The following is a 21,795-nucleotide window of genomic DNA, read 5'->3' on the forward strand; positions in this document are numbered from 1 at the left end:
ACTGGACGGGCGGTGGAAGCCATGGACCGGCCCGCAGGCACGACGGGACTCGCTCTCGTCGTGATCGACATGATCAACACCTACGACCACGAGGACGCCGATCTGCTCGTGCCGTCCGTCAAACGTGTCGTGCCCGTCCTGGCGGAGCTGATCGACCGAGCCCGCAGCGCGGACGTGCCGGTGATCTACGCGAACGACAACTTCGGACTGTGGCGCTCCCACCACGGAGAACTCCTGGACACCGCGCTGGCCCGGCCGCACGCCGACCTGATCGAGCCGATAACGCCCGACGACGACTCGCTCTTCGTGGTGAAGGCCCGCCATTCCGTCTTCTACGAGACGCCCTTGTCCTACCTCCTGCAGCGACTGGACGTCGGACACGTAGTGCTGAGCGGACAGGTCACCGAGCAATGCGTCCTCTACTCCGCTCTGGACGCGCACATCCGCCACCTGGAGGTCACGGTGCCCAAAGACGCCGTCGCCTCCATCCACCCCCACCTGGAGTCCGCCGCCCTGGAAATGATGGAACGCAACATGGGCGCCCGGATCACCACGGCGAAGAACATCGACTTCGCCCGGTAGCAAGACGTAGAGACACTTCGTACGACCGAACACCGCGCCTCGATCAGCGGCTCAGGACAGCGGTCTTCTCCTCCGCACGTACCGCGCCGGATCACTCCCAGGAGGAGGCTCCGCCGTCCGGCTTCCTCGGCCGCTCGGGCCTGCGGTGACTGGTGTCGCACCACGGGTAGGTACGGCTGCGTCGGCAGGTGCACAGGGCGACGCAGAACCGGTCGGACGACACAGTGCTGCCATCCTCCAGTGTGACCTCCACCGGTCCTTCGACCAGCAGTGGCCCCAGGCGCCGGGCCACGATGCGGCAGCGCCGTTCATCCGGGTCGTACGGCACGAATGATCACCAGCTCTTCCTTCTCGGCGTCACCTTCGACCAGGCCGCGGTCGCGCAGCCAGCCGCTGCGGGAACGCAGGACGGGACCGAAGGCGACGCTGCGGTGTTCCACGATTCCGACGCGCAGGCCCGCCGCACGCAACCTCCGCAGCGACTCTTCCGGGCCGCTCAGCGCGGACTGGACCACCAGCAGCACGCCGCCGGGCCTCAGGAGTCCGGGTGCGTCCTGGCAGATCCGGTCCAGTACGAGACGGCCGTCGTGCCCCGCGTCCCAGGCCCGTGCCACGCCCCGCCGGGGGCACGCGCTGGTGGGGGCCGGAACGTACGGCGGATTGGACAGAATGAGGTCGAAGGACCGGCCCGAGACGGGAGCCAGCAGCTCGCCGCGTTCGACCCGGATCGGGAGACGCGCCAGCAGCGCGTTGACCTTGGCATTGAAAGCCGCTCGCCAGGAGATGTCGATCGCCGTGACGCGGGCACCGAGCCGGGCCGCGGCCAGAGCGACGGCACCTGTTCCGGTGCCCACGTCGAGAACTTCGGCATGCGAAGGCAGGAGTTCGTCGTGCAGGAATCGGATGAGCAGGTCGGTGTCGTCCTGCGGGGTGTAGACGCCTGGCAGCGTGACCGTGGTCATGTGGTTCCATCTCCGGTTCTCGTGGACGCGGGAGAACCTGTTCGTGGTGGGAACGCCGGTCAGACGGGTATGCGCAGCGACGATTTCCCCGCCCGCCACGCACCGAGAAGGTGTTCGGCGAGGCGGTCTTCGAGGTACGTGGTGGCGTCCACGCCGAAGGCGACATCTCCGTCGAGGTGGGGCTCCTCCTCAAGCAGACCCGCTACGACGTCCCGTCGGACGACCTGTTCGTGCACGGCGTCGGCCTCGACGTGCTCGTCGTAGAAGTGCTCGGCCGCCGGCCCGGCACGGGTGCGCCGCATGGCCTGGGCCAGGCGCCGTGACCCCGGCGACGAGGTGACCTCAACGGCGGCGAAATGCCCCACCAGGGCCCCTCGCAAGGCGCGGTGCAGGCCGAAGAGGGACATCTGGTTCACGGTGGCGAGGGCCTCGGCGCCTGCGGCGTCGAGCCAGTGCCCGTACGCGGTGTCCAGTTCGAGGTCGGCCATGAGATCGGCGAACAGACGGGCGTGCACTCGCTCCGCGCGACCTCCGCCGAACTCGTCGAACTCCACGGCCGCCATTCCCGCCTTTGCCCGGCCCCACAGCCGGGGCAGCACCCAGGCGTGCGGGTCGGCCTCCTTGAGGTGGTACAGCGAGCGCTGAGCGGCATACTCACGCACCTGCCACAGTTCCCCCTCGTCCCGCAGGAAGTGGCTGACGCCGCAACCGTCGACAGGTTCGACGAGCAGTTCGTCCAGCGCCTCGTCGGCGTGCCTGTGCACGGTTGCCGCGTCACGGAGAGTCTCGAGAAACGGCTGCTCCAGGGCTGCCCTGACCTTGAGCAGGTCGGGGTCCCACTCACGGTCCGCGTCGACGTCGGCGAATCCCCGGTAGTGCAGCTCGTAGCAGATGTACAGAGCGAGCTGGAGATCGTCTCCGAGCGAGTCGGCAGCAGAAACCGCCTTCCTGTTCGGAAGCGGTCCCGTATCACGCAGATACTCGATGATCGCCGCCGAGATCCGACCACGAGCGAGCGGCAAGGTCGGCTCTCGCGATGTGACGTTCATGGACGCCGAGTACCCGTGATCGAGAAGCTCTCACGTGAGACGCTGTGGAACGTTCGCGGTGCGAGTTCTCTGGTGGTCTTCGCTTGCAATACCCGTGTTCCGGGTACTGCGACTCGTACTGCGCGGAACAAGCCCGGCCGGAAGCCGGGAGACCGCTCGTATCGGTGGTGACACGCGGAAGAGCCCCACTCCCCCGAAAACAACGCCCGGGCGGCCCGAGGTCCGAACAGAGACCTGCGCCCTCAACGCCGGCTGCTGCCCCCGCCGACGGCTCTCACTGGTCCACCCCGCCCTGGTCGCGAAGGTCTGTCGGCGCAAAAGGCCTCGCGGAGTTGGTCGCTGCCCGACACGCTCCTCCTCGAGCCTTACGTGGCCAGTGACGGCCACCGCAAACCCCGCGCTCGCGGTATCCGGCGTCACTTGGGCACTCCCTGGCGCGCAACCCTGTCCCGGGTCTGCTGCCATCACCCTCTGCGTCCTGCGCGGACAGATGACGGCGTTGGGGCTCTCGCCGTATACCTGATCGTCTCGCGGGTACCCGCTCGGTTCCATACACCGACCCCTGGAGCCGTCAGTGAGCCCACGCCCCCGCAACGTATTCGTCGTCGGTCTCGACGAGGCCAATCTGCGGACCCTGCGGGCCGTCCCCCGCGCCGAAGAGCTGCGTTTCCACCGCCTCCTGACCATCCAGGAGCTCCAGCACGGCGAGGTGGCCGTACCGGACCTGCTCGACCGGGCCCGGAGCGTGCTGGACGGCTTCGACGGACCGATCGACGCGATCGTCGGCTACTGGGACTTCCCGGTGAGCACGCTGGTCGCGCTGCTCGGAAAGGAATACGGGACGCGCGTCACCAGTCTGGAATCGGTGGTCAAGTGCGAGCACAAGTACTGGAGCCGTCTCGTGCAGCAGGAGGTCGCCACGGAGCATCCGCGCTTCGGCCGGGTGGATCTCGACGCCGCCGACCCGCGGCCGCCGGAGGGTGTGCGCTTCCCCATGTGGCTCAAGCCGGCGCTGTCGTACTCCTCCGAACTCGCCTACGGGGTGGGCGACATGGCGGGATTCCGCACGGCCGTGGAGCACATCGGCCAGGGCATCCATCGCGTCGGCCGCCCCTTCGAGTACATCCTGGACCAGCTCGACCTGCCGCAGGAGATGGCCGGGGTCGGCGGCCGGGTCTGCCTCGCCGAGGAGACGCTCAACGGAGTCCAGGTCGCGGTCGAGGGATACGAGCACGACGGCGAGATCACCGTGTACGGCGTTCTCGACTCGATCAACTACCCGGATTCCACCAGCTTCCTGCGCCACCAGTACCCCTCGGCGCTGCCTGATCCGGTGCAGCAGCGCCTGCGCGAGGTGTCGAAACGGGTCATGCGACGCATCGGCTGGCGGCAGGCGACCTTCAGCATCGAGTTCTTCTACGATCCGGCCACCGACGGGATCTCGATCCTGGAGATCAACCCCCGCCACTCCCAGGCGCACGCGGAACTCTTCGCCTACGTCGACGGCGTACCCAACCACCACTGCATGCTCGCCCTCGCCCTGGGCGAGGATCCTGCCATGCCGTTCAGGCAGGGTCCGTACGCCCTGGCCGCCAAGTGGTACCACCGCTGGTTCGCCGACGGGGTCGTACACGAGGTGCCACCGCCCGAAGAACTGGCCCGCATCGAGAAGGAGATACCCGGCGTCCGCATCGACGTCGTGCCCGACGAGGGGCAACGCCTGTCGGACGTCGACCAGCAGGACAGTTACAGCTACGAGGTGGCGCACGTCTTCACCGGCGGTGCCGACGAGCACGAGCTGCGCGAGAAGTACGACCGCTGTGTCGCCGCGCTCCAACTCGCCTTCGACCACCCGACCGACCGTAGGACCGACCGCACGACCTGAGAGACGCATGCGATACATCGAGAACCTCCCGCACACCACCAGGCAAGAGGACCAGGTCAGGATCCCGATGCCGGACGGCGTCCACCTCTCGGCGCGCATCTGGCGCCCGGTGTCCTCGGACGACTCCCCCGTCCCGGCGATCCTGGAGTACATCCCGTACCGCAAGGGCGATCTGAGTTCGGTCCGCGACTCGGTCCACCACCCCTACATCGCCGGTCACGGCTACGCGTGTGTCCGCGTCGACCTGCGTGGTACCGGTGACTCAGAGGGCGTACTCACCGACGAGTACCTGGAAGTCGAGCAGAGCGACGCCGAGTCGGTGCTGGACTGGCTGGCCACGCAGCCCTGGTGCGACGGCACGACCGGAATGATGGGCATTTCCTGGGGCGCGTTCGCGGCCCTGCAGGTGGCCGCTCGGCGCCCCGCGAGTCTGCGGGCCATCGTCATCTCCTCGTTCACCGATGACCGTTACGCCGACGACATGCACTACATGGGCGGCGCGATGCTGTCCGACAACCTCGCCGAAGCGGGCACCATGTTCGCCTACGCCACGTGCCCGCCGGACCCGTCCGCCGTCGGCGACCGCTGGCGCGAGATGTGGCACGAGCGTCTGGACGCCGCACAGCCCTGGGTCCTGAACTGGCTGCGCCACCAGCGCCGCGACAGCTACTGGCGGCACGCGTCGGTGTGCGAGGACTACACCGCCGTACGCTGCCCCGTCCTCGCCTCCAGCGGCTGGGCCGACGGATACTCCAACGCGGTGACCCGCCTCCTCTCCCACCTGGACGTGCCGCGCAAGGGGCTGATCGGCCCCTGGTCCCACAAGTACCCGCACCTGGGCGAGCCCGGACCCGCCATCGGCTACCTCCAGGAAGTGGTGCGCTGGTGGGACCACTGGCTGAAGGGGACGGACAACGGGGCGATGGACGGTCCGATGCTCCGGGCGTGGATGCAGGACAGCGTGCCGCCCTCCACCTCGTACGAGGATCGCCCCGGCCGGTGGGTCGGCGAGCCCACATGGCCCTCGGGGCACGTGCGCGACACCGCGTACGCGCTGCGCTCCCGCCACCTCACAGCCAAGGACGAGGCCCCCGACGACGGGCGGAGCCAGACGCTGCGGTCCCCGCTGTCCGTGGGCCAGTTCGCCGGAAAGTGGGCCTCCTACAACGCTCCGCCCGACCTGCCCTACGACCAGCGCGAGGAGGACGGCGGCTCCCTGGTCTACGAGACCGAGCCGCTGACGGACCGGCTGGAGATCCTCGGAGCCCCGCGCGTCGAACTGGAGGTGAGCGCGGACCAGCCCGTGGCCATGGTGGCCGCCCGGCTGTCGGACGTGGCCCCGGACGGCAGCGCCACCCGGGTCACCTACGGCGTCCTCAACCTCACCCGCCGGGACAGCACGGACGAGCCCGCCCCTTTGGGACCCGGCCGACGCTACCGGGCCGCACTCCACCTGAACGGCGTGGCGCAGGCATTCCCGCCAGGCCACCGCGTAAGGCTTTCCCTGTCCACGTCGTACTGGCCGCTGGCCTGGCCACCGCCGCGGCCCACGCTCCTGACGGTCCACGAGCAGCCGAGTCTCCTCGTCCTGCCGGTCCGCCCGGCCGACGAACCGGATACCCCGGCCCCCTTCGAGGCACCCGAAGGCACCGCCCCCATCACGACGACTCCGGTGACGCCGCCCGAGCAGCGCTGGGAGGTCAGCCGCGACCTGATCGACTACGGCGCGGCGTTGGACATCGTCAAGGACCGCGGCACGGTCCACTTCGACGCGATGGACCTGGACGTCGGCTGCCGCGCCCACGAGCGGTACACCTCGGTCGCCGACGACTTCACCTCACCGGCCGGTGAAGTGACGTGGACCATGAGTTTCCGGCGCAAGGACTGGGACGTACAGGTCCGCACAAGCACGACGTTGACCTGCGACGCCGAGGAGTTCCACGTCAACGCCACGCTGGACGCCTACGAGGGCGGCCGTCGCGTCGCCTCCCGCACCTGGAACGAGTCGGTCCCCAGGGACGTGCTGTAGGCCGTGCGCGGGCAGGCCGTTTCGAGGGAGAAAGGGTCCGACCGGCCCTGCGTGGCGATGCCTCGTCCTGGGTACCCGGGGTCCGACCGGGGTCCAGCACCCCCGTTCGGACACTGCCTTGTCCCACGAACCGCCCGGCTGACGCTCCGCGCGCCGTCCCCGCCCCGGTGGGCCAGTCTGGAAACGACGCCCACCACCGACGCCGGAGATCCCAGCCGCCGAAAGGACACACCATGGGTGTGCGCACGTGGATCAGTGACTGGCCCGCCTTCCGTCAGCTCACCGGATCCGACCGGCTGGGCCGGGGCCGTGCGGCGATGTCGGGCCGCACCGAACAGCTCCGGCCGCGCACGGACACCGCCGACCGGGTGGTGAGTTCCGTCTGCCCCTACTGCGCGGTCGGCTGCGGCCAGCAGATCTACGTCAAGGACGACAAGGTCGTCCAGATCGAGGGTGACCCCGATTCACCCATCAGCCGGGGCCGGCTCTGCCCCAAGGGCTCCGCCACACTCCAGCTCACCACGGGCTCCGCGCGCCGCCACCAGGTGCTGTACCGGCGGCCGTACGCCACCGACTGGGAGCCCCTGGACCTGGAGACCGCCATGAACATGGTGGCCGAGCGGGTGGTCGAGACGCGGCGGCGGACCTGGGAGTGGGAATCGGACGGGCTGCGCACCGCGCGCACCCTCGGCATCGCCAGCCTGGGCGGCGCAACGCTCGACAACGAGGAGAACTACCTCATCAAGAAGCTCCTCACGGGCCTCGGCGTGGTCCAGGTGGAGAACCAGGCCCGGGTCTGCCACAGCTCCACCGTGGCCGGTCTCGGCACGTCCTTCGGGCGGGGCGGCGCCACCACCTTCATGCAGGACCTCCAGCACTCCGACTGCATCGTCATCCAGGGCTCCAACTTCGCCGAGGCCCACCCCGTCGGCTTCCAGTGGGTGATGGAGGCCAAGGCGCGCGGGGCGCGGATCATCCACGTCGACCCGCGTTTCACCCGCACCAGCGCCCTCGCCGATCTGCACGTGCCGATCCGGGCCGGCAGCGACATCGCGTTCCTGGGCGGGATCATCAACCATGTCCTGACCGAGGGGAAGGACTTCCGGGAGTACGTCCTCAACTACACCAACGCCGCAACCCTCGTCAGCGAGGACTTCCGCGACACCGAGGATCTCGACGGCGTCTTCTCCGGTCTGGACGAGGACAAGCACCACTACGACCCTTCCAGCTGGCAGTACGAGGGCGTGGCCGTGCAGCAGCCCACGGGAGAGGTCGACGAGCAGTACGAGGAGCGTGTCCGCGGCTCCGGCGGACCCGAGACGCACGGTTCCGGCGGGGCGCCCACCGCGGGCCGGGCGCCCCGGGACGAGACACTGCGCCACCCGCGCTGCGTCTACCAGATCCTCAAGCGCCACTACGCCCGCTACACCCCGGAGTTGGTGGAGGAGGTCTGCGGCGTGCCGCGTGCGACCTTCCTCCGGGTGTGCGAGGACCTGACCTCGAACTCGGGCCGCGAACGGACCAGCGCGTTCGCGTACGCGGTCGGCTGGACCCAGCACTCGGTCGGCGCGCAGTACATCCGCGCCGCGAGCGTGCTCCAACTGCTGCTCGGAAACATCGGCCGGCCCGGTGGCGGCATCCAGGCGCTGCGCGGCCACGCCTCCATCCAGGGCTCCAGCGACATCCCCACCCTCTACAACCTGCTGCCCGGCTACCTCCCCATGCCGCACGCCCACGCGCACGAGGACCTGGACGCGTTCATCGCGGCCAGCCGTACCGACAAGGGCTTCTGGGGCAACATGCGGGCGTACTTCGTCAGCCTCCTCAAGGCGTACTACGGCGACGCGGCCACCGCCGACAACGACTTCTGCTTCGACCACCTGCCGCGCCTGACCGGCTCCCACGCCACCTACGACACGGTGATGGCCCAGTTGGACGGCGTCTGCAAGGGCTACTTCCTGATGGGTGAGAACCCTGCGGTGGGCTCCGCCAACACGCGGCTCCAGCGGCTCGGCATGGCCAGTCTGGAGTGGCTGGTGGTGCGCGACTTCTCCCTCATCGAGTCGGCGACCTGGTGGCAGGACGGCCCGGAGATCGAGACCGGGGAGCTGCGGACCGAGGACATCGGCACCGAGGTGTTCTTCTTCCCGGCCGCCGCCCACACCGAGAAGTCCGGCTCCTTCACGAACACCAACCGCTGGCTGCAGTGGCATCACGCGGCCGTCGAGCCGGAGGGCGACGCCCGCAGCGACCTGTGGTTCATGTACCACCTGGGCCGCCGCATCCGGGCGAAGCTGGCCTCCTCGACCGACCCGATGGACCGGCCCGTACAGGACCTGACCTGGGACTATCCGGTGGACGGTCCGCTGGAGGAGCCGGTCGCCGCCGCTGTGCTCGCCGAGATCAACGGGCACGGCCCGGACGGGGCGCCGCTCTCGGCGTACACCGAACTCAAGGACGACGGCTCGACGAGGTGCGGCTGCTGGATCTACTGCGGGGTCTACGCGGACGGTGTCAACCGGGCCGCCCTCAGGAAGCCCGGGTCCGAGCAGGACTGGGTGGCCGCCGAGTGGGCCTGGGCGTGGCCCGCCAACCGCCGCATCCTCTACAACCGTGCCTCGGCGGCTCCGGACGGCACGCCGTGGAGCGAGCGCAAGGCGTACGTCTGGTGGGACGAGGCGGAGGGGAAGTGGACCGGGTACGACGTCCCGGACTTCGTCCCCGACCGCGCGCCCGGCCACGTACCGTCCGACGACGCGACCGGGCCGGACGCCCTGCGCGGCGACGACCCGTTCATCATGCAGGCAGACGGCAAGGGCTGGCTGTACGCCCCCGCGGGGTTGGAGGACGGCCCGCTGCCCACCCACTACGAGCCGCAGGACTCGCCCTTCACCAACGCCGTCCATCCGTCGACACCGCGTTCCCCCGTACGGCAGTTGCTGCCCCGGGAGGGCAACCGCTACCACCCGAGCGGCGACGAGAAGGGTGCCGAGGTGTTCCCGTACGTCGTTACCACGCACCGTCTCACCGAGCACTTCACGGCGGGCGGCATGAGCCGCTGGTCGCCCTACCTCTCCGAGCTCCAGCCGGAGTTCTTCTGCGAGGTCTCCCCGCAACTGGCCGCCGAACGCGGTCTGGAGCACCTGGGATGGGCGACCATCGTCACGGCCCGCAACGCGATCGAGGCGCGCGTCATGGTCACCGCGCGGATCACTCCCCTGACGGTGCAGGGCCGGACGATCCACCAGATCGGGCTGCCGTTCCACTGGGGGCCCAACGGCGTGGCCACCGGCGACGCGGCCAACGAGCTGGTCGCGATCGCCCTCGACCCCAACGCCCACATCCAGGAGGACAAGGCACTGAGCGCCGACATCCGTCCTGGACGCCGGCCGCGCGGCCCCGACCTGCCGAAGCTGGTCGCCGAGTACCGCAGGCGCGCGGGCATCACCGCCACCACGGGAACGGAGACCCGGAAATGACGGACCGTCATCTGCTGAGCGGTACGGAACCCGACCCCGCTCGCGACGCCGGGCACCCCGAACCCCCGCCACGCGTCGGCTTCTTCACCGACACCTCCGTCTGTATCGGCTGCAAGGCCTGCGAGGTGGCGTGCAAGGAGTGGAACGCCATCCCGGAGGACGGGCTCTCCCTCACCGGCATGAGCTACGACAACACGCAGGGGCTCGGTGCCTCCACGTGGCGCCATGTCGCCTTCATCGAACAGGAGAAGCAGCAGCCGCCGCAGGTCCCGGAGCCGGACGGACGTACCCAACTTCCCCTGGTGGAGGCCGAGTCCGGGCCGGCCGACGGGACGGGCGGCGGGACGGGCGGCGGGACGGGCGGCGAGTTGCGCTGGCTGATGTCGTCCGACGTCTGCAAGCACTGCACGCACGCGGCCTGTCTGGACGTCTGCCCCACCGGCTCTCTCTTCAGGACCGAGTTCGGCACGGTCGTCGTCCAGGAGGACATCTGCAACGGCTGCGGCTACTGCGTGCCCGCCTGTCCGTACGGCGTCATCGAGCAACGCCCCTCCGACGGCCGGGCGTTCAAGTGCACGATGTGCTACGACCGCCTCGGCGCCGGCCAGGAGCCCGCCTGCGCCAAGGCCTGCCCGACGGAGTCCATCCAGTTCGGCCCGCTGGACGAACTGCGCGAACGCGCCGCGCTGCGCGTCGACCAACTGCACGCGGCGGGCGTGGACGACGCCCGCCTCTACGGCCACGAGCCCGACGACGGGGTCGGCGGCGACGGCGCGTTCTTCCTGCTCCTGGACGAACCCGAGGTCTACGGGCTGCCGCCGAACCCGGTCGTCACCACCCGCGACCTCCCCACGATGTGGAAGCACGCCGGCGTGGCGGCCCTCTCCCTCGCCGGGAGCTTCGCCGTCTCCTTCGCGCTGTCCGCGGTCCTGGGAAGGAGGGGATCCCGATGACGGAGAAGCAGGCAGGCACCGCGCACGGCAAGCAGCGTCGGCGGCGTCGCGGGGAGCAACTCATGGTTCCGCGCGCCGAGTTCGAGTCGTACTACGGCCGCCCGATCATCAAGGCACCGTCCTGGGCCGCCCGGGACATCGCCGGATACTTCTTCCTCGGCGGGCTCGCCGGCGCCGGATCGGTACTCGCGGCGGGCGCCCAGCTCACCGGGCGTCCGACGACCGCCACCGCGATGAAGGTGTCCTCGCTCGCCGCGGTGTCGCTGTCCGCCGCGGCGCTCGTGCACGACCTCGGGGTGCCGAGCCGTTTCCCCAACATGCTCCGGGTACTCAAGCCGACCTCGCCCATGAGCGTGGGCTCGTGGCTCCTGGCGGGCTACGGCCCGGCCGCCGGCGTGGCCGCCGTCACCGCTGTCGGCGGGCGGCTGCCCCGGGCCGGGGCGGCGGCGACCGCGACGGCGGCACTGCTTGGCCCGGCGGTCGCCTCGTACACCGCCGTCCTGGCGGCGGACACCGCCGTTCCCGCCTGGCACGGCGCGCACCGTGAACTGCCCTACCTGTTCGCCGCCTCCGCGACGGCGGCCGCCTCCGGCATGGCCCTGGTCCTCGGCCCCACACAGGAGTCGGCACCCGCGCGCTGCGCCGCGGCCCTCGCCGTCGGTGCCGAGGAGGTCGCGACCCGGGCGGCCGAGCGGCGCCTCGGCATGGTCGCGGAAACCTACCGTCAGGGCCGCGCCGGAAACCTGCTGCGGGCCGCCCGTCTGCTCACCGCGACAGGCGCCACGACCGGACTGCTGCTCAGCCACCGCAGCCGCCCGGCGGCCGTGGTCGGCGGCCTGGCCCTCCTCGCGGGCTCGGCCTGCACCCGATTCGGCATTTTCGCGGCCGGAGTTGCCTCGGCCGAGGACCCGAAGTACACGGTCGTGCCCCAACGCGCAGCAGCGAATCCGTCCGACGAGGCTGCGAGCTGACGGCTCCAGGACGTGGACACGGTTTCCCGATGCCCCACTTCCTGCGGCTCCGGGGCATGCTCGCTCGGCGACCGCGCGGCGCAAAGGACGACGGCGGCGCACGGCCCAGGATCGCTGTCCCAACGGGGCAGCGCCACGCACGAAGCGATCAGCACTGCGTCCGTCGGTGTTCGTCGACTGCCTCCCACAGGTGCCCCTCGGCAGCTGACACGCGTACCGCGCGATCCGTGATCCCGTGCACGGGCACGGGCACGTCGGCGGTTCAGGGGCGCAGCAGGGTTTTAATCATGCCGTCCTGCTTGGCCTGGAAGGCCGCGTACGCCTGCGGCGCCTCAGCCAGCGGCAGGTGGTGGGTCGCGAAGCCGTCCACGCCGAGGGGGTCCTCGTCGGTGAGCAGCGGCAGGATCTCCGGCACCCAACGCCACACGTTCGCCTGACCCATCCGGAGCTGAAGCTGCTTGTCGAACATTCGCAGCAACGGCAGGGGGTCCAAGGCCCCGCCGTACACCCCGGAGAGCGAGACGATACCGCCACGCCGTACGAGATCGATCGCCGCGTAGAGCGCGCCGAGGCGGTCCACGCCCGCCTTCTCCATGAACGGCTGGGCCAACGCGTCGGGCAGCAGCGCGGTCGCCCACTGGGCGGCCCTGGTCACCGGGTTGCCGTGCGCCTCCATACCGACAGCATCGATCACCGCGTCGGTACCGCGTCCGTCGGTCAGTTCGCGCACCGCGTCTCCGAGGTCCTTCTCGTGACGGCGCAGGTCCAGGCAGGTCACACCGTGCGCGGATGCCCGGCCGAGGCGTTCGTCCACGAGGTCGACGCCGATGACCAGATCCACGCCCCGCTGCTGGGCGATGCGCGTGGCCATGTCGCCGATCGGGCCGAGCCCGAGAACGGTGAGCGATCCGCCGGGCGGCACCGCCGCATACTCGACGGCCTGCCAGGCGGTCGGCAGCACGTCGGAGAGATAGACGAAACGGTCGTCGGGCGGCCCTGCGGGCACCTTGACCGGCAGGGTGTTGCCGAACGGCACCCGCAGGTACTCGGCCTGCCCGCCCGGCACCTGCCCGTACAGCTTGGTGTAGCCGAACAGGGACGCGCCGGAGCCGTACGCATGAACCTGCGTCGTCTCGCACTGCGAATGCAGGCCCTGGGAGCACATGAAGCAGGTGCCGCAGGAGACGTTGAACGGAATGACGACCCGGTCTCCGCGGGCGAGGTCACGCACCTCGGGACCGGCCTCCTCGACGATGCCCATGGCTTCGTGCCCCAGGATGTCGCCCGGGTCCAAGAACGGGCCGAGGACTTCGTACAGGTGCAGGTCCGAGCCGCAGATACCGGTGGAGGTGATCCGCACGATCACGTCGTCGGGCTGTTCGATCACTGGGTCCGGGACCGTCTCCACCCGGACGTCCCGCCGGCCCTGCCACGTCAGAGCACGCATACTGTCCGCCTCCTCGCTTGTGCTTCGGCCAGTGCCGTTCACGGCCGGGTATCCACAGTCGGCTCACTGCCGGAGAGGGTGTACAGCTCGGCTTCGTCCGCGGTGCCCGCGACGATGGCTCGCAGGGCCAGATGTACGGCGGAGGCGGCGCCGTTCGGAGAGTAGTCCCTCACGGTGGGGCCGATATGCGGGTGAACATGCGGAGATCGCACTGTCCATGATCGTGGTCGGTACAGACCTGCTGCGTAGCGCCGTGCTCGGCGTCCTGCCAGGGGTGCGATCGTCACACGTTGGCGCGCGCCGCGGTCGCCGTGCCGCCGTTATGACTTGCTCGGGCCGCCGCCGCCGAACGAGCCGCTGGAGCCGCGATTCCAGCGTCGGCGCTTCTGGTTCTCGCTGCGTTTGCTGCCGGATGCCTGGAGGTTGTGCGGGGTGAGCCGTTCGCTCTCCTCCGCCGTTCGGGGGACCTCGTTCGGTTCCCGCATCTGCCGGGTCTCGTGGACCGGTCCGGATTCGGGGAGCGTGGGTTGTTCCTGCCGCCCGGGGGGTCCTGGTTCACGGCTCCGTACCTTGATACCGAGCTGTACGGCCCACACCAGAGCGCCGGCGATGAGAAGACCGCCGATCAGGACGGCGATCACTCCGGCCGGATTCGTCGCGGCTGCCTGATATGCGATGGCGTTCATGTTGGCCGAGTACCCAGGTCCGGGCAGCGGATACCCCCTGCCCTGGAGGTGTCTCGCGTTCAGCCACTCCGCGCCCGGTGCCGTGCAGCCGCTCCGGCAGGAGATCGACCAGCTGCGCCAAACCCTGGGCACCCGTCCGGTCATCGACATGGCACGGGGAATCCTGATGGCGGGGCTCGGCTGCTCCACCGAGGCGGCATGGGAGATCCTGGTGAAGGTCTCCCAGCACAGCAACACCAAACTGCGTGACGTGGCCGACTCCCTGGTGGAAGCGAGACGACCCGGCGGCGAAATGCCGCAGGATCTTCAACAACACCTGTCGGCGGCCGTTCAGGACTCTCAGAACGAGCCGCCCCCTCCCGCCCAACCAGGTCCAGAGGGAATCCGGCACTCGCAGTAGGAAGCGGCGGTCGTGGATGGGCCTTCAGGTCGCGCCGTCTTCGAGCCTGCGACCATGACGCGCACACCATGCGCTCCTCCTGTCTCCGGTGTCTGCTTCCGCGAAGAAACCAGGCTTTGGTGGGGGTGTCCTCGGGCGGTTCGCCTCTGGCGGGTCGGGTACTCGCGGCTGATGCGAGTCAGCGTGGTGGATGCGGGATCGAACACAGTCCGTCTGGCCATCGCGGACACCGACGCAGGCGTCCCGCTCCCAGTACACACGGTCAAGTGGAAGCTACGGCTGTCCGAACACGTCCAGCCCGACGGAGCCATCGGCGACGAGGCATTGGAGCACCTGATACAGGCCGTGGCCGCCGCCGGCAGAACAGCCCAGGACTGGAACGCCTCCGCACCCCTCGCGTTCGCAACAGCCGTGGTGCGCCGCGCCCCCAACCGCCAACAGGTGCTGGACACCGTGCAGGCACAGACCGGCATCCACATGCGCACCCTGCCCGGCGAGACAGAAGCCGAACTCACGTTCCTGGCAGCCCGCCGCTGGATGGGCTGGCACGCCGGCCCCCTGGCAGTACTCGACATCGGAGGCGGCTCACTGGAAGTCGCCTACGGCCGAGGCCGCCTGCCCGACTTCGCCGTCTCCCTCCCCCTGGGCGCCAACCGCCTCACCCACGACTTCTTCACCACCCAGGACCCACCCACCGAGACAGAGATCAAGGCACTGCGCCGCACCGTCCGCCATCAACTGCGCGACGTGGCGGAACGGATCCGCTGGGAGAACCCGCGGACCGTCGTGGTCACCTCCCGTACGTTCCACCAACTGGCCCGGTTGTGCGGAGCCGCCCCCGGACGCCATGGCCCCTTCAAGCGGCGCACCATGCACCGCCAGCACCTGCGCAAGGCCATCAACGTCCTCGCCGCCGTACCGACCGCCGAACGCGCCCAACTGTCCGGCATCTCCACCCCGCGCGCCGCCCAGAGCCTGGCCGGAGCAATCGTCGGCCACACCGCCATGAAACTCATGGCCCTGCGCACCGTCACCGTCTGCCCCTGGGCCGTCCGCGAAGGCGTGCTGCTGCGGCACATCGAGGACGGCGAGGACTGGTGGACGGAAATCACCCGCGACACCCGCACCGCCGTAGCACCTGCCGACCCCCTGCGCCTCGCCATCCTGCCCGCCCCGCCAGGCGCCCAGAGCGGATCATGAACTCCACCGGATTGCCGAAGCCGGCCCGCACCAGACCAGGCACGGAGCGGACCCGGCTCACCCGTACGAACCCACGGCATGGAGCTACCGGCGCCCCGACCACGCACCGGACCACTTGGAAGGACAACGCGGACGTGAGCTTGTCCCGCACACCGGCCAGATCATGGCCGAACCTCCATGGCGTCGCGTAGATGTTGAGGGCCCGACTCCGTGGGCGCGCCTGACGGGCCGGAGGTACCTCACAGCCGAGCCGAACATCCGCAAAGAAGCACGTCACTATGCGCGGGATCCAGGATCAGCCTTGCAACCAATGCGCGGGCGAGCGAGGGAGTCCAGCTGAAACGGGCACGGACAGGGCACCCCACCGAGGCATCATGCCGCTCTGAAGACCGGTGGGAGTGCCGGGCCGTACGGACCGATCGCCCCGTCACCACGTGAGGGTGCCCGGCAGCAAAAGGGCTCCGAGCACGGTCGTGCCCGCCAGGAACCAGGCGACGTAGTCGCCGATGTGTCCCGACTGCAGCCGACGCAGGGGTTCGGTCCAGCCGTACGGTTCCTGGCGGGCCGGACCGTGCACCGCGGCCGTGGCCAGCCCGATGGCCGGCGCGACCGAGTGCAGTCGCGACATCTGCTGCCGGTGATCGAAGCGCTGCCCCGCGGGCGCGCGCCTGGCCCTGATCACCGATCGCCGCTGGTGACCGGCTCATCCAATGGGTACGCAACGGTGGCCGAGGACCGCGTCCCCAGAAGCTGACCGCGGTCACCCCCTGCGGGTGACCAGCCACCGGATCACCGTCGCCGACACGGACAGCACCTGCCGCGGCACGACGTCCGGCTCCCCGGCCGAGCACTGTCCCTTCGAGCGTGGCAGGTGACCGATTCCGTACTCCCCGCCCGCAGCGGGAACCCGGACACGTCCGTGTGGATCACTCCAGCGGGGGCACCCGGAGCCACAACAGAGGCGACGTGCATCGCCACGGTTCCCGACAGGCCGCCCCGCGACACACAGCAGGTGCAATACGCGGTACTGGAAACAGGGACCGCAGCCCGTGCGGCCTGTGCCGGACCGAGGGGCCCCTTGGCCACAGGACAGCTGCCGACTTGGGCGGCCAAATACCTCGAGGAGCGGCTCGGCACCACCCCTCAAAACCCGGCGCCGGCCGCGCCGCATCCCGCTAATCCACGACTGAGCAGGAGCCACCGTGCCCGAGAACCCCGCTGACAAGCACCCCCGCCCCGACTTCCCGCAACAGGACCAGGAACACCCCGGCTGGACCGGCCCGATGGACCCGCCACCCGACCATGGCGAAACCTCCTACGAAGGCAGCGGACTCCTCCACGACCGCAAGGCGATAGTGACCGGCGGCGACTCCGGCATCGGACGCGCCGTAGCCCTCGCCTACGCCCGCGAAGGCGCCGACGTGCTGTTCACCTACCTGCCGGAGGAGGGCCAGGAGGCCGCCGACACCGCACGTCTCGTCGAGGAGGCGGGCCGCAAGGCCGTCGCCGTGCCCTGCGACATCCGCGAGGAGGAGCAGTGCCGTCGACTGGTGGAGCGCGCCGTCGACGAGTTCGGGCGGATCGACATCCTCGTCAACAACGCCGCCTACCAGATGTCCCAACCGGACGGAATCGAAGCGATCTCGACGGCCCAGTTCGACCGGGTGATGCACACGAACCTGTACGGCATGTTCTGGCTCTGCAAGATGGCCCTGCCGCACATCCCGGCGGGTGGTTCCATCATCAACACCACGTCCGTGCAGGCGTACAAGCCGAGCCCGCATCTGCTCGACTACGCGATGACGAAGGGCGCGATCGTGACCTTCACCCAGGGGCTCGCGCAGATGCTGTCCTCCGCCGGTGTTCGCGTCAACGCGGTGGCACCCGGACCGGTATGGACACCCCTGATCCCGGCGACACTCCCTGACACCGTCGAATTCGGTAAGCAGGCACCGCTCGGGCGGCCCGCCCAGCCCGCCGAGATGGCGCCCGCCTTCGTCTTCCTCGCCTCGCCACAGGCGAGTTTCATCACCGCGGAGATCCTCAACGCCACGGGCGGCACGCCGCTGCCGTGAGGAACTGGAAGAAGACAACCCTCTTTGCCTGGCGCTCGATCACCGGGGAGGCCCGGGCCATCAGGCACTCGGCCCGCAGGTGCGCCACCGAGGCGGGGCCGGAGCGCGACACCGCGGTGCAGTCCCTCAAAGCAGCGGGCGCCGCGCTGCTGGCCTGGGCGGTGGCCGGTTGGTGGTGGAGTGCGCCCATGGCCCTGCTGGCGCCATGGACTGCGCTGTTCCTCGTCCAGAGCACCGTCTACCGGTCGCTGTTGTCCGCGCTGCAGCAGTTCGCCGTGGTCGTGGCGGGCACGCTCCTCGCAGCCGGAGCGGGCATGCTGACGCACCACACCATGGCTGCGATGGCGCTGGCTCTACCGCTCACCGTGCTGCTGGGCAATTACGCGCGGTTCGGCGCGCAGGGTCTGTACGCGCCCACGGCCGCGCTCTTCGTACTCGTCTACGGCTCGTACACGGGCTTTGACATCCTGCACCGACTCCTGGAGACCCTGCTGGGCGCGGTCATCGGCATCGCCGTGAACGCCCTCGTTCTGCCGCCGGTTCACTCCAGCCGTGTCCGCCATCTACGGGAGCGACTGCCCCAGGACTGCGCCGAGTTCCTGCACACCGTCGCCGACGGCCTGCAGGAGCCGTACGACCGGGAGCAGGCTCGCGCCTGGTACCACCGGGCGGTACGACTCACCGACGCAGTGACGGACCTGCGGGTCGCACGGCGCTGGTCGAACGAGAGCTACCGCCTCAATCCCGGGCACAAGCTGCGCCGATCCGTTCTCGCACCTCCGCGGGCCGACTGGGACCTCACTTGGGACCGGGTCACCGAACACATCCGGGCGACCATGCGCACACTGACCGAGGCCACCGTGCTGCCGGACGGCGTGCCCGGCATCCTCGCGACGCTGCTGCGGGCTGCCGGTGACGTGCTCGGCCTCCAGGAAAGCGACGCCACCGACGATGGCCGCCGCGCCGAGGACGTGGCAATGGCAGCTCATCGCCGGCTGACTCTCGTACTCGCCGATGCCCGCTACGAGACCACTCCCGCGCTGGGAGGACTGGTCGCGGACACGCAGCGGCTCCTGGACGATCTCACTTTGCTCGTCAATGCCAGGCACGAGACACCCCGCAGCACAGCTGGTGAACCGCCCGGAACGGCAGCGTCACCCGGGTGATCGGAGACGACAGCATGGCGACTTCGCCGTCAGCCTCTCCCCGCGCCCGGGCTGATCGAGATCTGGGCCCCCACTCGTTGCGCCCGCCCGCGACCGGGAAGCCACACCACATGACAACACATGGCCCCGTGGTTCAGGGGTACTGCGCGCCACGTCATGCCGACGCAGCCCCGTCAGGCGGGGAACAAAAGGAAGGCCAAGGTGATGGCTGTTTTCGAGGGGATCGGTGACATCGTGGTGGCCGACGACCATCACGCCATCGCAGTGCCCACCGACCGTGACGTAGCCCTGTGTGCTGTCGCCCATGGAGCCAAACCGCAGACAGTGAGTGGGCAGGCGGTCTGTACCCCGCAGCCGGTCGTGCCCGGCCCGGACGACCCCGTCCTGGTCGCCCCTCCATTCCGACCACACCGGGTTGACGAGGATGTCGCCACCGCGTGGCAGACCGGCACACCGGAGAAAATGCGGCGGCATCATGGTCGGCGGTGGGAGCCCGTCGGCCGACGCTCTCAGCTGCGTTTCCGCAGCGCCCGCGCGGCGACTTCCAGATCCGACACAAGGCCCGCGTACGCGGCCTCTCTGTCATCGGATCGCAGTACGGCTGAGGGGTGAAGCGTCGCCACTACATAGCGCTCCTCACCCTCATTCCGGTCCTCGCTTCCGTGCCGTCCTGCGTCCGGATCGGGCAGCGGAATGAGGGTTCCGCGGTCCTTGGTCACGCGAAACGACTGCCCGAGCAGGGCTTTTCCGGCCGTCGCGCCGAGGGCCACCACCACGTCAGGCCTGACCAGGTGCAGCTCGGCAAGAAGCCAGGGCCGGCAGGCGGTCAGCTCACGCAGGTCCGGCGCCTTGTGGATACGGCGTTTGCTGCCTTCGGCGAGAGCGAACTTGAAGTGCTTCACCGCGTTGGTGACATAGGTGGTCTTCCGGTCGATCCCGGACTCGGCCAGGGCTTTGTCCAGCAGCCGACCGGCGGGGCCGACGAAGGGCTCGCCCTGCTTGTCCTCCTGGTCTCCGGGCTGCTCCCCCACGAGGACGATCCGCGCTGTGGACGTGCCATTGCCGAAGACGGTCCGGGTGGCGTTCTCGAAGAGGGGGCAGCCCCGGCACTCCGCCGCCGCCCGCCGGTGGGCAGGGAGCCCGCCCCGCTTCGGCAGGTAAGGGGTGGCGTCATACGCGTCGGGGCCCGGGGACTGGTCCGCGTGAGCGCCGTCTGATCGGTTCATTTTTCCGCCTGCTCACGTCCTGCCGAGGCTGCCGTCCTGCCTTCACAGGCAAGCGCACCCACACACCAGCACGCCTGCGATGCCAAGACCGCCGGTGAAGGGGCGCCGATCGGCCCCCTGGCCGCGTTCAACCCGCATCACGCAGTGCACTGCGTGATGCGTCGCCTTCATGGACGCCGAGTACCCGGCCCTCCAAAGAGCCAACCGATCCGGATGAGCTGCGTGGGCGCTTCCTGCGTCGCGGCTGCCATCAGAACAGCCCCCGAAGTCATTGCTCGGAAGGACGGCAGTTTCGCGGCCAACGTGATCATGGGGCCCCAAGAACAATCGGGTCGCGACAATCGACCGGACGGGCCCTGCCGGCCGATGGGTCACGAGCCACACGCTCGTTCAGGTCTGACACTGTGGGCACCAGACCGTGCGGCGTCCGGCGACGCGACTCGAACGCATGGAACTGCCGCAACGCGGACACAGTGGCTCGCTGTCGTCCCTGCGTCCGGTGAGCCACGAGCGTCGTGGCGGCACACACCCCGCCCGCACGGATGCCTCAAGAACACGGCCCAACGCCGCGTGGATACGCCGGAGGGCCTTCTCGCTCAGGTTCCGTGTCGGAGTCCGAGGGGCGACACGAGCCCGCCACAGGATCTCGTCGCACAGGAGGTTTCCGAGGCCCGCGATTACGGACTGGTCCATCAGCGCACTCTTGATGGCGCCCCGTCGTCCCGACAGCAGCTCCAGGAAATCCTCTCGGTTCACGTCCAGAGCGTCCGGGCCCAGACCGTCCAGAATCCGGTCGACGGCGGCGCCGTCGGCCAACTGCACGCCCTGCAACTTGCGTTGATCGCGATAGCACAGACTCCGAGTACCGTCGAGCATCAGCACGATGCGGTCATGCGCTTCGACCGGTTCCTTCCGGTCACAGCACCGGAGTGATCCCGTCATGCCGAAATGGAAGACGAGTGTCGGGCCGCCGCCCGTCGGCACGAAGAGCCATTTCCCGTGACGCCATGCCTTCCCAAGGCGGCGCCCCTCCAGTTCTCTCCGCAGCCGTTTCTCGGTGACACCCCGTAGAACTCCGTCATCCCGCACGTCGATGCCGGTGACAGACCGGTGCCGGCCGCAGGTCAGCAGGATCTGGCGGAATCCTTCGACATCTGGGAGTTCGGGCATGATTCCAATCCGGCGTTCCGGCACGTGGCGATGAAGCCGCTGTGCCGATGGTGGACACCTCTACCGACTGGCCCAAACGCTCACCGTGTCAGGAGGCGTGCGCTTTCCGGCCCTCGTTGAGGGCGAGGGCGAGGATGAGTTCGTCGCGGTTCATCGAGGACCGGCCGTGGACATCGGCATCGGTGGCACGTCGGTAGAGCTCCGCCTTGGTGAGCTTTCGCAGATCCGCAGTCGTTGAGGTCCGCCTGTCGTGAGAGGACTTCTTGCCCCGTGCCGGGGCCGCGGGCTTCTTGCGCCGGGGGCGCTTGTTGCGGACCCGGTCGGAGGTGCCGCGTTGCAGCTGATGTAAGTGAATCGCGTGGGTGTCCGTCGCTGTGAAGAGTTGCACGGGCACTGTGACGAGTCCGAACGTCAGCACTCCGCTCCATACGGCACGCGCCATCGTTCTCACCTCCTACACCCCATCGCACCCCGCGCCTGCTCCGCTCGCATCAGGAACAGCCGCGGTTCATGAC

General features: G+C 69.5%; 20 protein-coding genes. 10 read left to right on the plus strand and 10 right to left on the minus strand.

The features are described 5' to 3' along the window. The first annotated feature begins 21 nt into the window (after positions 1 to 21). Positions 22 to 582 carry a cysteine hydrolase family protein gene (locus ACZ5VQ_RS01720; protein WP_469103168.1) on the plus strand — a complete coding sequence of 187 codons (561 nt, stop codon included), beginning with the start codon at positions 22 to 24 and terminating at the stop codon, positions 580 to 582. Between the two features lie 91 nt (positions 583 to 673). Here the strand turns inward: ACZ5VQ_RS01720 and ACZ5VQ_RS01725 are convergent, their stop codons facing one another. Genes ACZ5VQ_RS01725 through ACZ5VQ_RS01735 form a run of 3 tightly spaced genes read right to left on the minus strand, consistent with a single transcriptional unit; the run spans position 674 to position 2,593 of the window. Then, positions 674 to 910, minus strand: a complete 237-nt coding sequence (locus tag ACZ5VQ_RS01725) for a CDGSH iron-sulfur domain-containing protein (protein ID WP_469103169.1) — start codon at positions 908 to 910, stop codon at positions 674 to 676. Beyond that, positions 891 to 1,544, minus strand: coding sequence for a HemK2/MTQ2 family protein methyltransferase (locus ACZ5VQ_RS01730; protein WP_469103170.1), 654 nt, complete (start codon positions 1,542 to 1,544; stop codon positions 891 to 893). The genes ACZ5VQ_RS01725 and ACZ5VQ_RS01730 overlap by 20 nt, the downstream gene beginning before the upstream one ends. A 59-nt stretch (positions 1,545 to 1,603) precedes the next feature. Then, a complete protein-coding gene (locus ACZ5VQ_RS01735; protein ID WP_469103171.1) occupies positions 1,604 to 2,593 on the minus strand; it encodes an iron-containing redox enzyme family protein in 990 nt (329 codons plus the stop codon). 574 nt (positions 2,594 to 3,167) lie between these two features. Here ACZ5VQ_RS01735 and ACZ5VQ_RS01740 point away from each other — a divergent pair. The 5 genes from ACZ5VQ_RS01740 (at position 3,168) to nrfD (ending at position 11,910) form a co-directional block, all read left to right on the plus strand. Next, the gene (locus tag ACZ5VQ_RS01740) at positions 3,168 to 4,478 is read left to right on the plus strand and encodes an ATP-grasp domain-containing protein (RefSeq protein ID WP_469103172.1); all 1,311 of its coding nucleotides are present in this window, start codon (positions 3,168 to 3,170) and stop codon (positions 4,476 to 4,478) included. A 7-nt stretch (positions 4,479 to 4,485) separates the two neighbouring features. After that, positions 4,486 to 6,507 carry a CocE/NonD family hydrolase gene (locus ACZ5VQ_RS01745; protein ID WP_469103173.1) on the plus strand — a complete coding sequence of 674 codons (2,022 nt, stop codon included), beginning with the start codon at positions 4,486 to 4,488 and terminating at the stop codon, positions 6,505 to 6,507. Positions 6,508 to 6,740: 233 nt separating this feature from the next. Then, positions 6,741 to 9,986, plus strand: coding sequence for a formate dehydrogenase (gene fdh / locus ACZ5VQ_RS01750; protein ID WP_469103174.1), 3,246 nt, complete (start codon positions 6,741 to 6,743; stop codon positions 9,984 to 9,986). Beyond that, on the plus strand, positions 9,983 to 10,939 hold the full coding sequence (locus ACZ5VQ_RS01755; RefSeq protein WP_469103175.1) for a 4Fe-4S dicluster domain-containing protein: 957 nt from the start codon (positions 9,983 to 9,985) through the stop codon (positions 10,937 to 10,939). Before fdh ends, ACZ5VQ_RS01755 begins: the two co-directional genes overlap by 4 nt. A 62-nt stretch (positions 10,940 to 11,001) precedes the next feature. Then, entirely contained in the window at positions 11,002 to 11,910 is a 909-nt protein-coding gene (nrfD, locus tag ACZ5VQ_RS01760) for an NrfD/PsrC family molybdoenzyme membrane anchor subunit (RefSeq protein ID WP_469103559.1), read from the plus strand. A gap of 262 nt (positions 11,911 to 12,172) precedes the next feature. Here the strand turns inward: nrfD and ACZ5VQ_RS01765 are convergent, their stop codons facing one another. From ACZ5VQ_RS01765 to ACZ5VQ_RS01775, 3 genes are all read right to left on the minus strand, one after another. Beyond that, complete coding sequence (locus ACZ5VQ_RS01765; protein ID WP_469103176.1) at positions 12,173 to 13,357, minus strand: alcohol dehydrogenase catalytic domain-containing protein; 1,185 nt, start codon at positions 13,355 to 13,357, stop codon at positions 12,173 to 12,175. A gap of 38 nt (positions 13,358 to 13,395) precedes the next feature. Further along, entirely contained in the window at positions 13,396 to 13,530 is a 135-nt protein-coding gene (locus ACZ5VQ_RS01770; protein WP_469103177.1) for a hypothetical protein, read from the minus strand. Positions 13,531 to 13,677: 147 nt separating this feature from the next. Continuing rightward, positions 13,678 to 14,043, minus strand: a complete 366-nt coding sequence (locus tag ACZ5VQ_RS01775) for a DUF6479 family protein (RefSeq protein WP_469103178.1) — start codon at positions 14,041 to 14,043, stop codon at positions 13,678 to 13,680. On the opposite strand from ACZ5VQ_RS01775, the gene ACZ5VQ_RS01780 reads away from it, so the two are divergent. Then, positions 14,042 to 14,443, plus strand: coding sequence for an ANTAR domain-containing response regulator (locus tag ACZ5VQ_RS01780; RefSeq protein WP_469103179.1), 402 nt, complete (start codon positions 14,042 to 14,044; stop codon positions 14,441 to 14,443). The genes ACZ5VQ_RS01775 and ACZ5VQ_RS01780 overlap by 2 nt on opposite strands. Before the next feature lie 171 nt (positions 14,444 to 14,614). Further along, on the plus strand, positions 14,615 to 15,643 hold the full coding sequence (locus ACZ5VQ_RS01785) for a Ppx/GppA family phosphatase (RefSeq protein ID WP_469103180.1): 1,029 nt from the start codon (positions 14,615 to 14,617) through the stop codon (positions 15,641 to 15,643). A 427-nt stretch (positions 15,644 to 16,070) separates the two neighbouring features. Here ACZ5VQ_RS01785 and ACZ5VQ_RS01790 read toward each other — a convergent pair whose 3' ends face one another. Then, positions 16,071 to 16,271 (minus strand): hypothetical protein, encoded by a 201-nt coding sequence (locus tag ACZ5VQ_RS01790; RefSeq protein ID WP_469103181.1) that lies wholly within the window; start codon positions 16,269 to 16,271, stop codon positions 16,071 to 16,073. 574 nt (positions 16,272 to 16,845) lie between these two features. Here ACZ5VQ_RS01790 and ACZ5VQ_RS01795 point away from each other — a divergent pair. Both ACZ5VQ_RS01795 and ACZ5VQ_RS01800 read left to right on the plus strand, forming a co-directional pair. Then, on the plus strand, positions 16,846 to 17,718 hold the full coding sequence (locus ACZ5VQ_RS01795) for an SDR family oxidoreductase (protein WP_469103182.1): 873 nt from the start codon (positions 16,846 to 16,848) through the stop codon (positions 17,716 to 17,718). Beyond that, positions 17,715 to 18,884, plus strand: a complete 1,170-nt coding sequence (locus tag ACZ5VQ_RS01800) for an FUSC family protein (RefSeq protein WP_469103183.1) — start codon at positions 17,715 to 17,717, stop codon at positions 18,882 to 18,884. The genes ACZ5VQ_RS01795 and ACZ5VQ_RS01800 overlap by 4 nt, the downstream gene beginning before the upstream one ends. 509 nt (positions 18,885 to 19,393) lie before the next feature. Here the strand turns inward: ACZ5VQ_RS01800 and ACZ5VQ_RS01805 are convergent. The 3 genes from ACZ5VQ_RS01805 to ACZ5VQ_RS01815 all read right to left on the minus strand — a co-directional run bounded on the left by ACZ5VQ_RS01805 (position 19,394) and on the right by ACZ5VQ_RS01815 (position 21,722). Next, positions 19,394 to 20,110, minus strand: a complete 717-nt coding sequence (locus ACZ5VQ_RS01805; protein WP_469103184.1) for a UdgX family uracil-DNA binding protein — start codon at positions 20,108 to 20,110, stop codon at positions 19,394 to 19,396. A 390-nt stretch (positions 20,111 to 20,500) separates the two neighbouring features. Beyond that, positions 20,501 to 21,280 carry an Fpg/Nei family DNA glycosylase gene (locus ACZ5VQ_RS01810; RefSeq protein ID WP_469103185.1) on the minus strand — a complete coding sequence of 260 codons (780 nt, stop codon included), beginning with the start codon at positions 21,278 to 21,280 and terminating at the stop codon, positions 20,501 to 20,503. Between the two features lie 88 nt (positions 21,281 to 21,368). Then, the gene (locus tag ACZ5VQ_RS01815) at positions 21,369 to 21,722 is read right to left on the minus strand and encodes a Rho termination factor N-terminal domain-containing protein (RefSeq protein ID WP_469103186.1); all 354 of its coding nucleotides are present in this window, start codon (positions 21,720 to 21,722) and stop codon (positions 21,369 to 21,371) included. Positions 21,723 to 21,795: the final 73 nt, after the last annotated feature.

Source organism: Streptomyces sp. NPDC033178 (assembly GCF_055577685.1).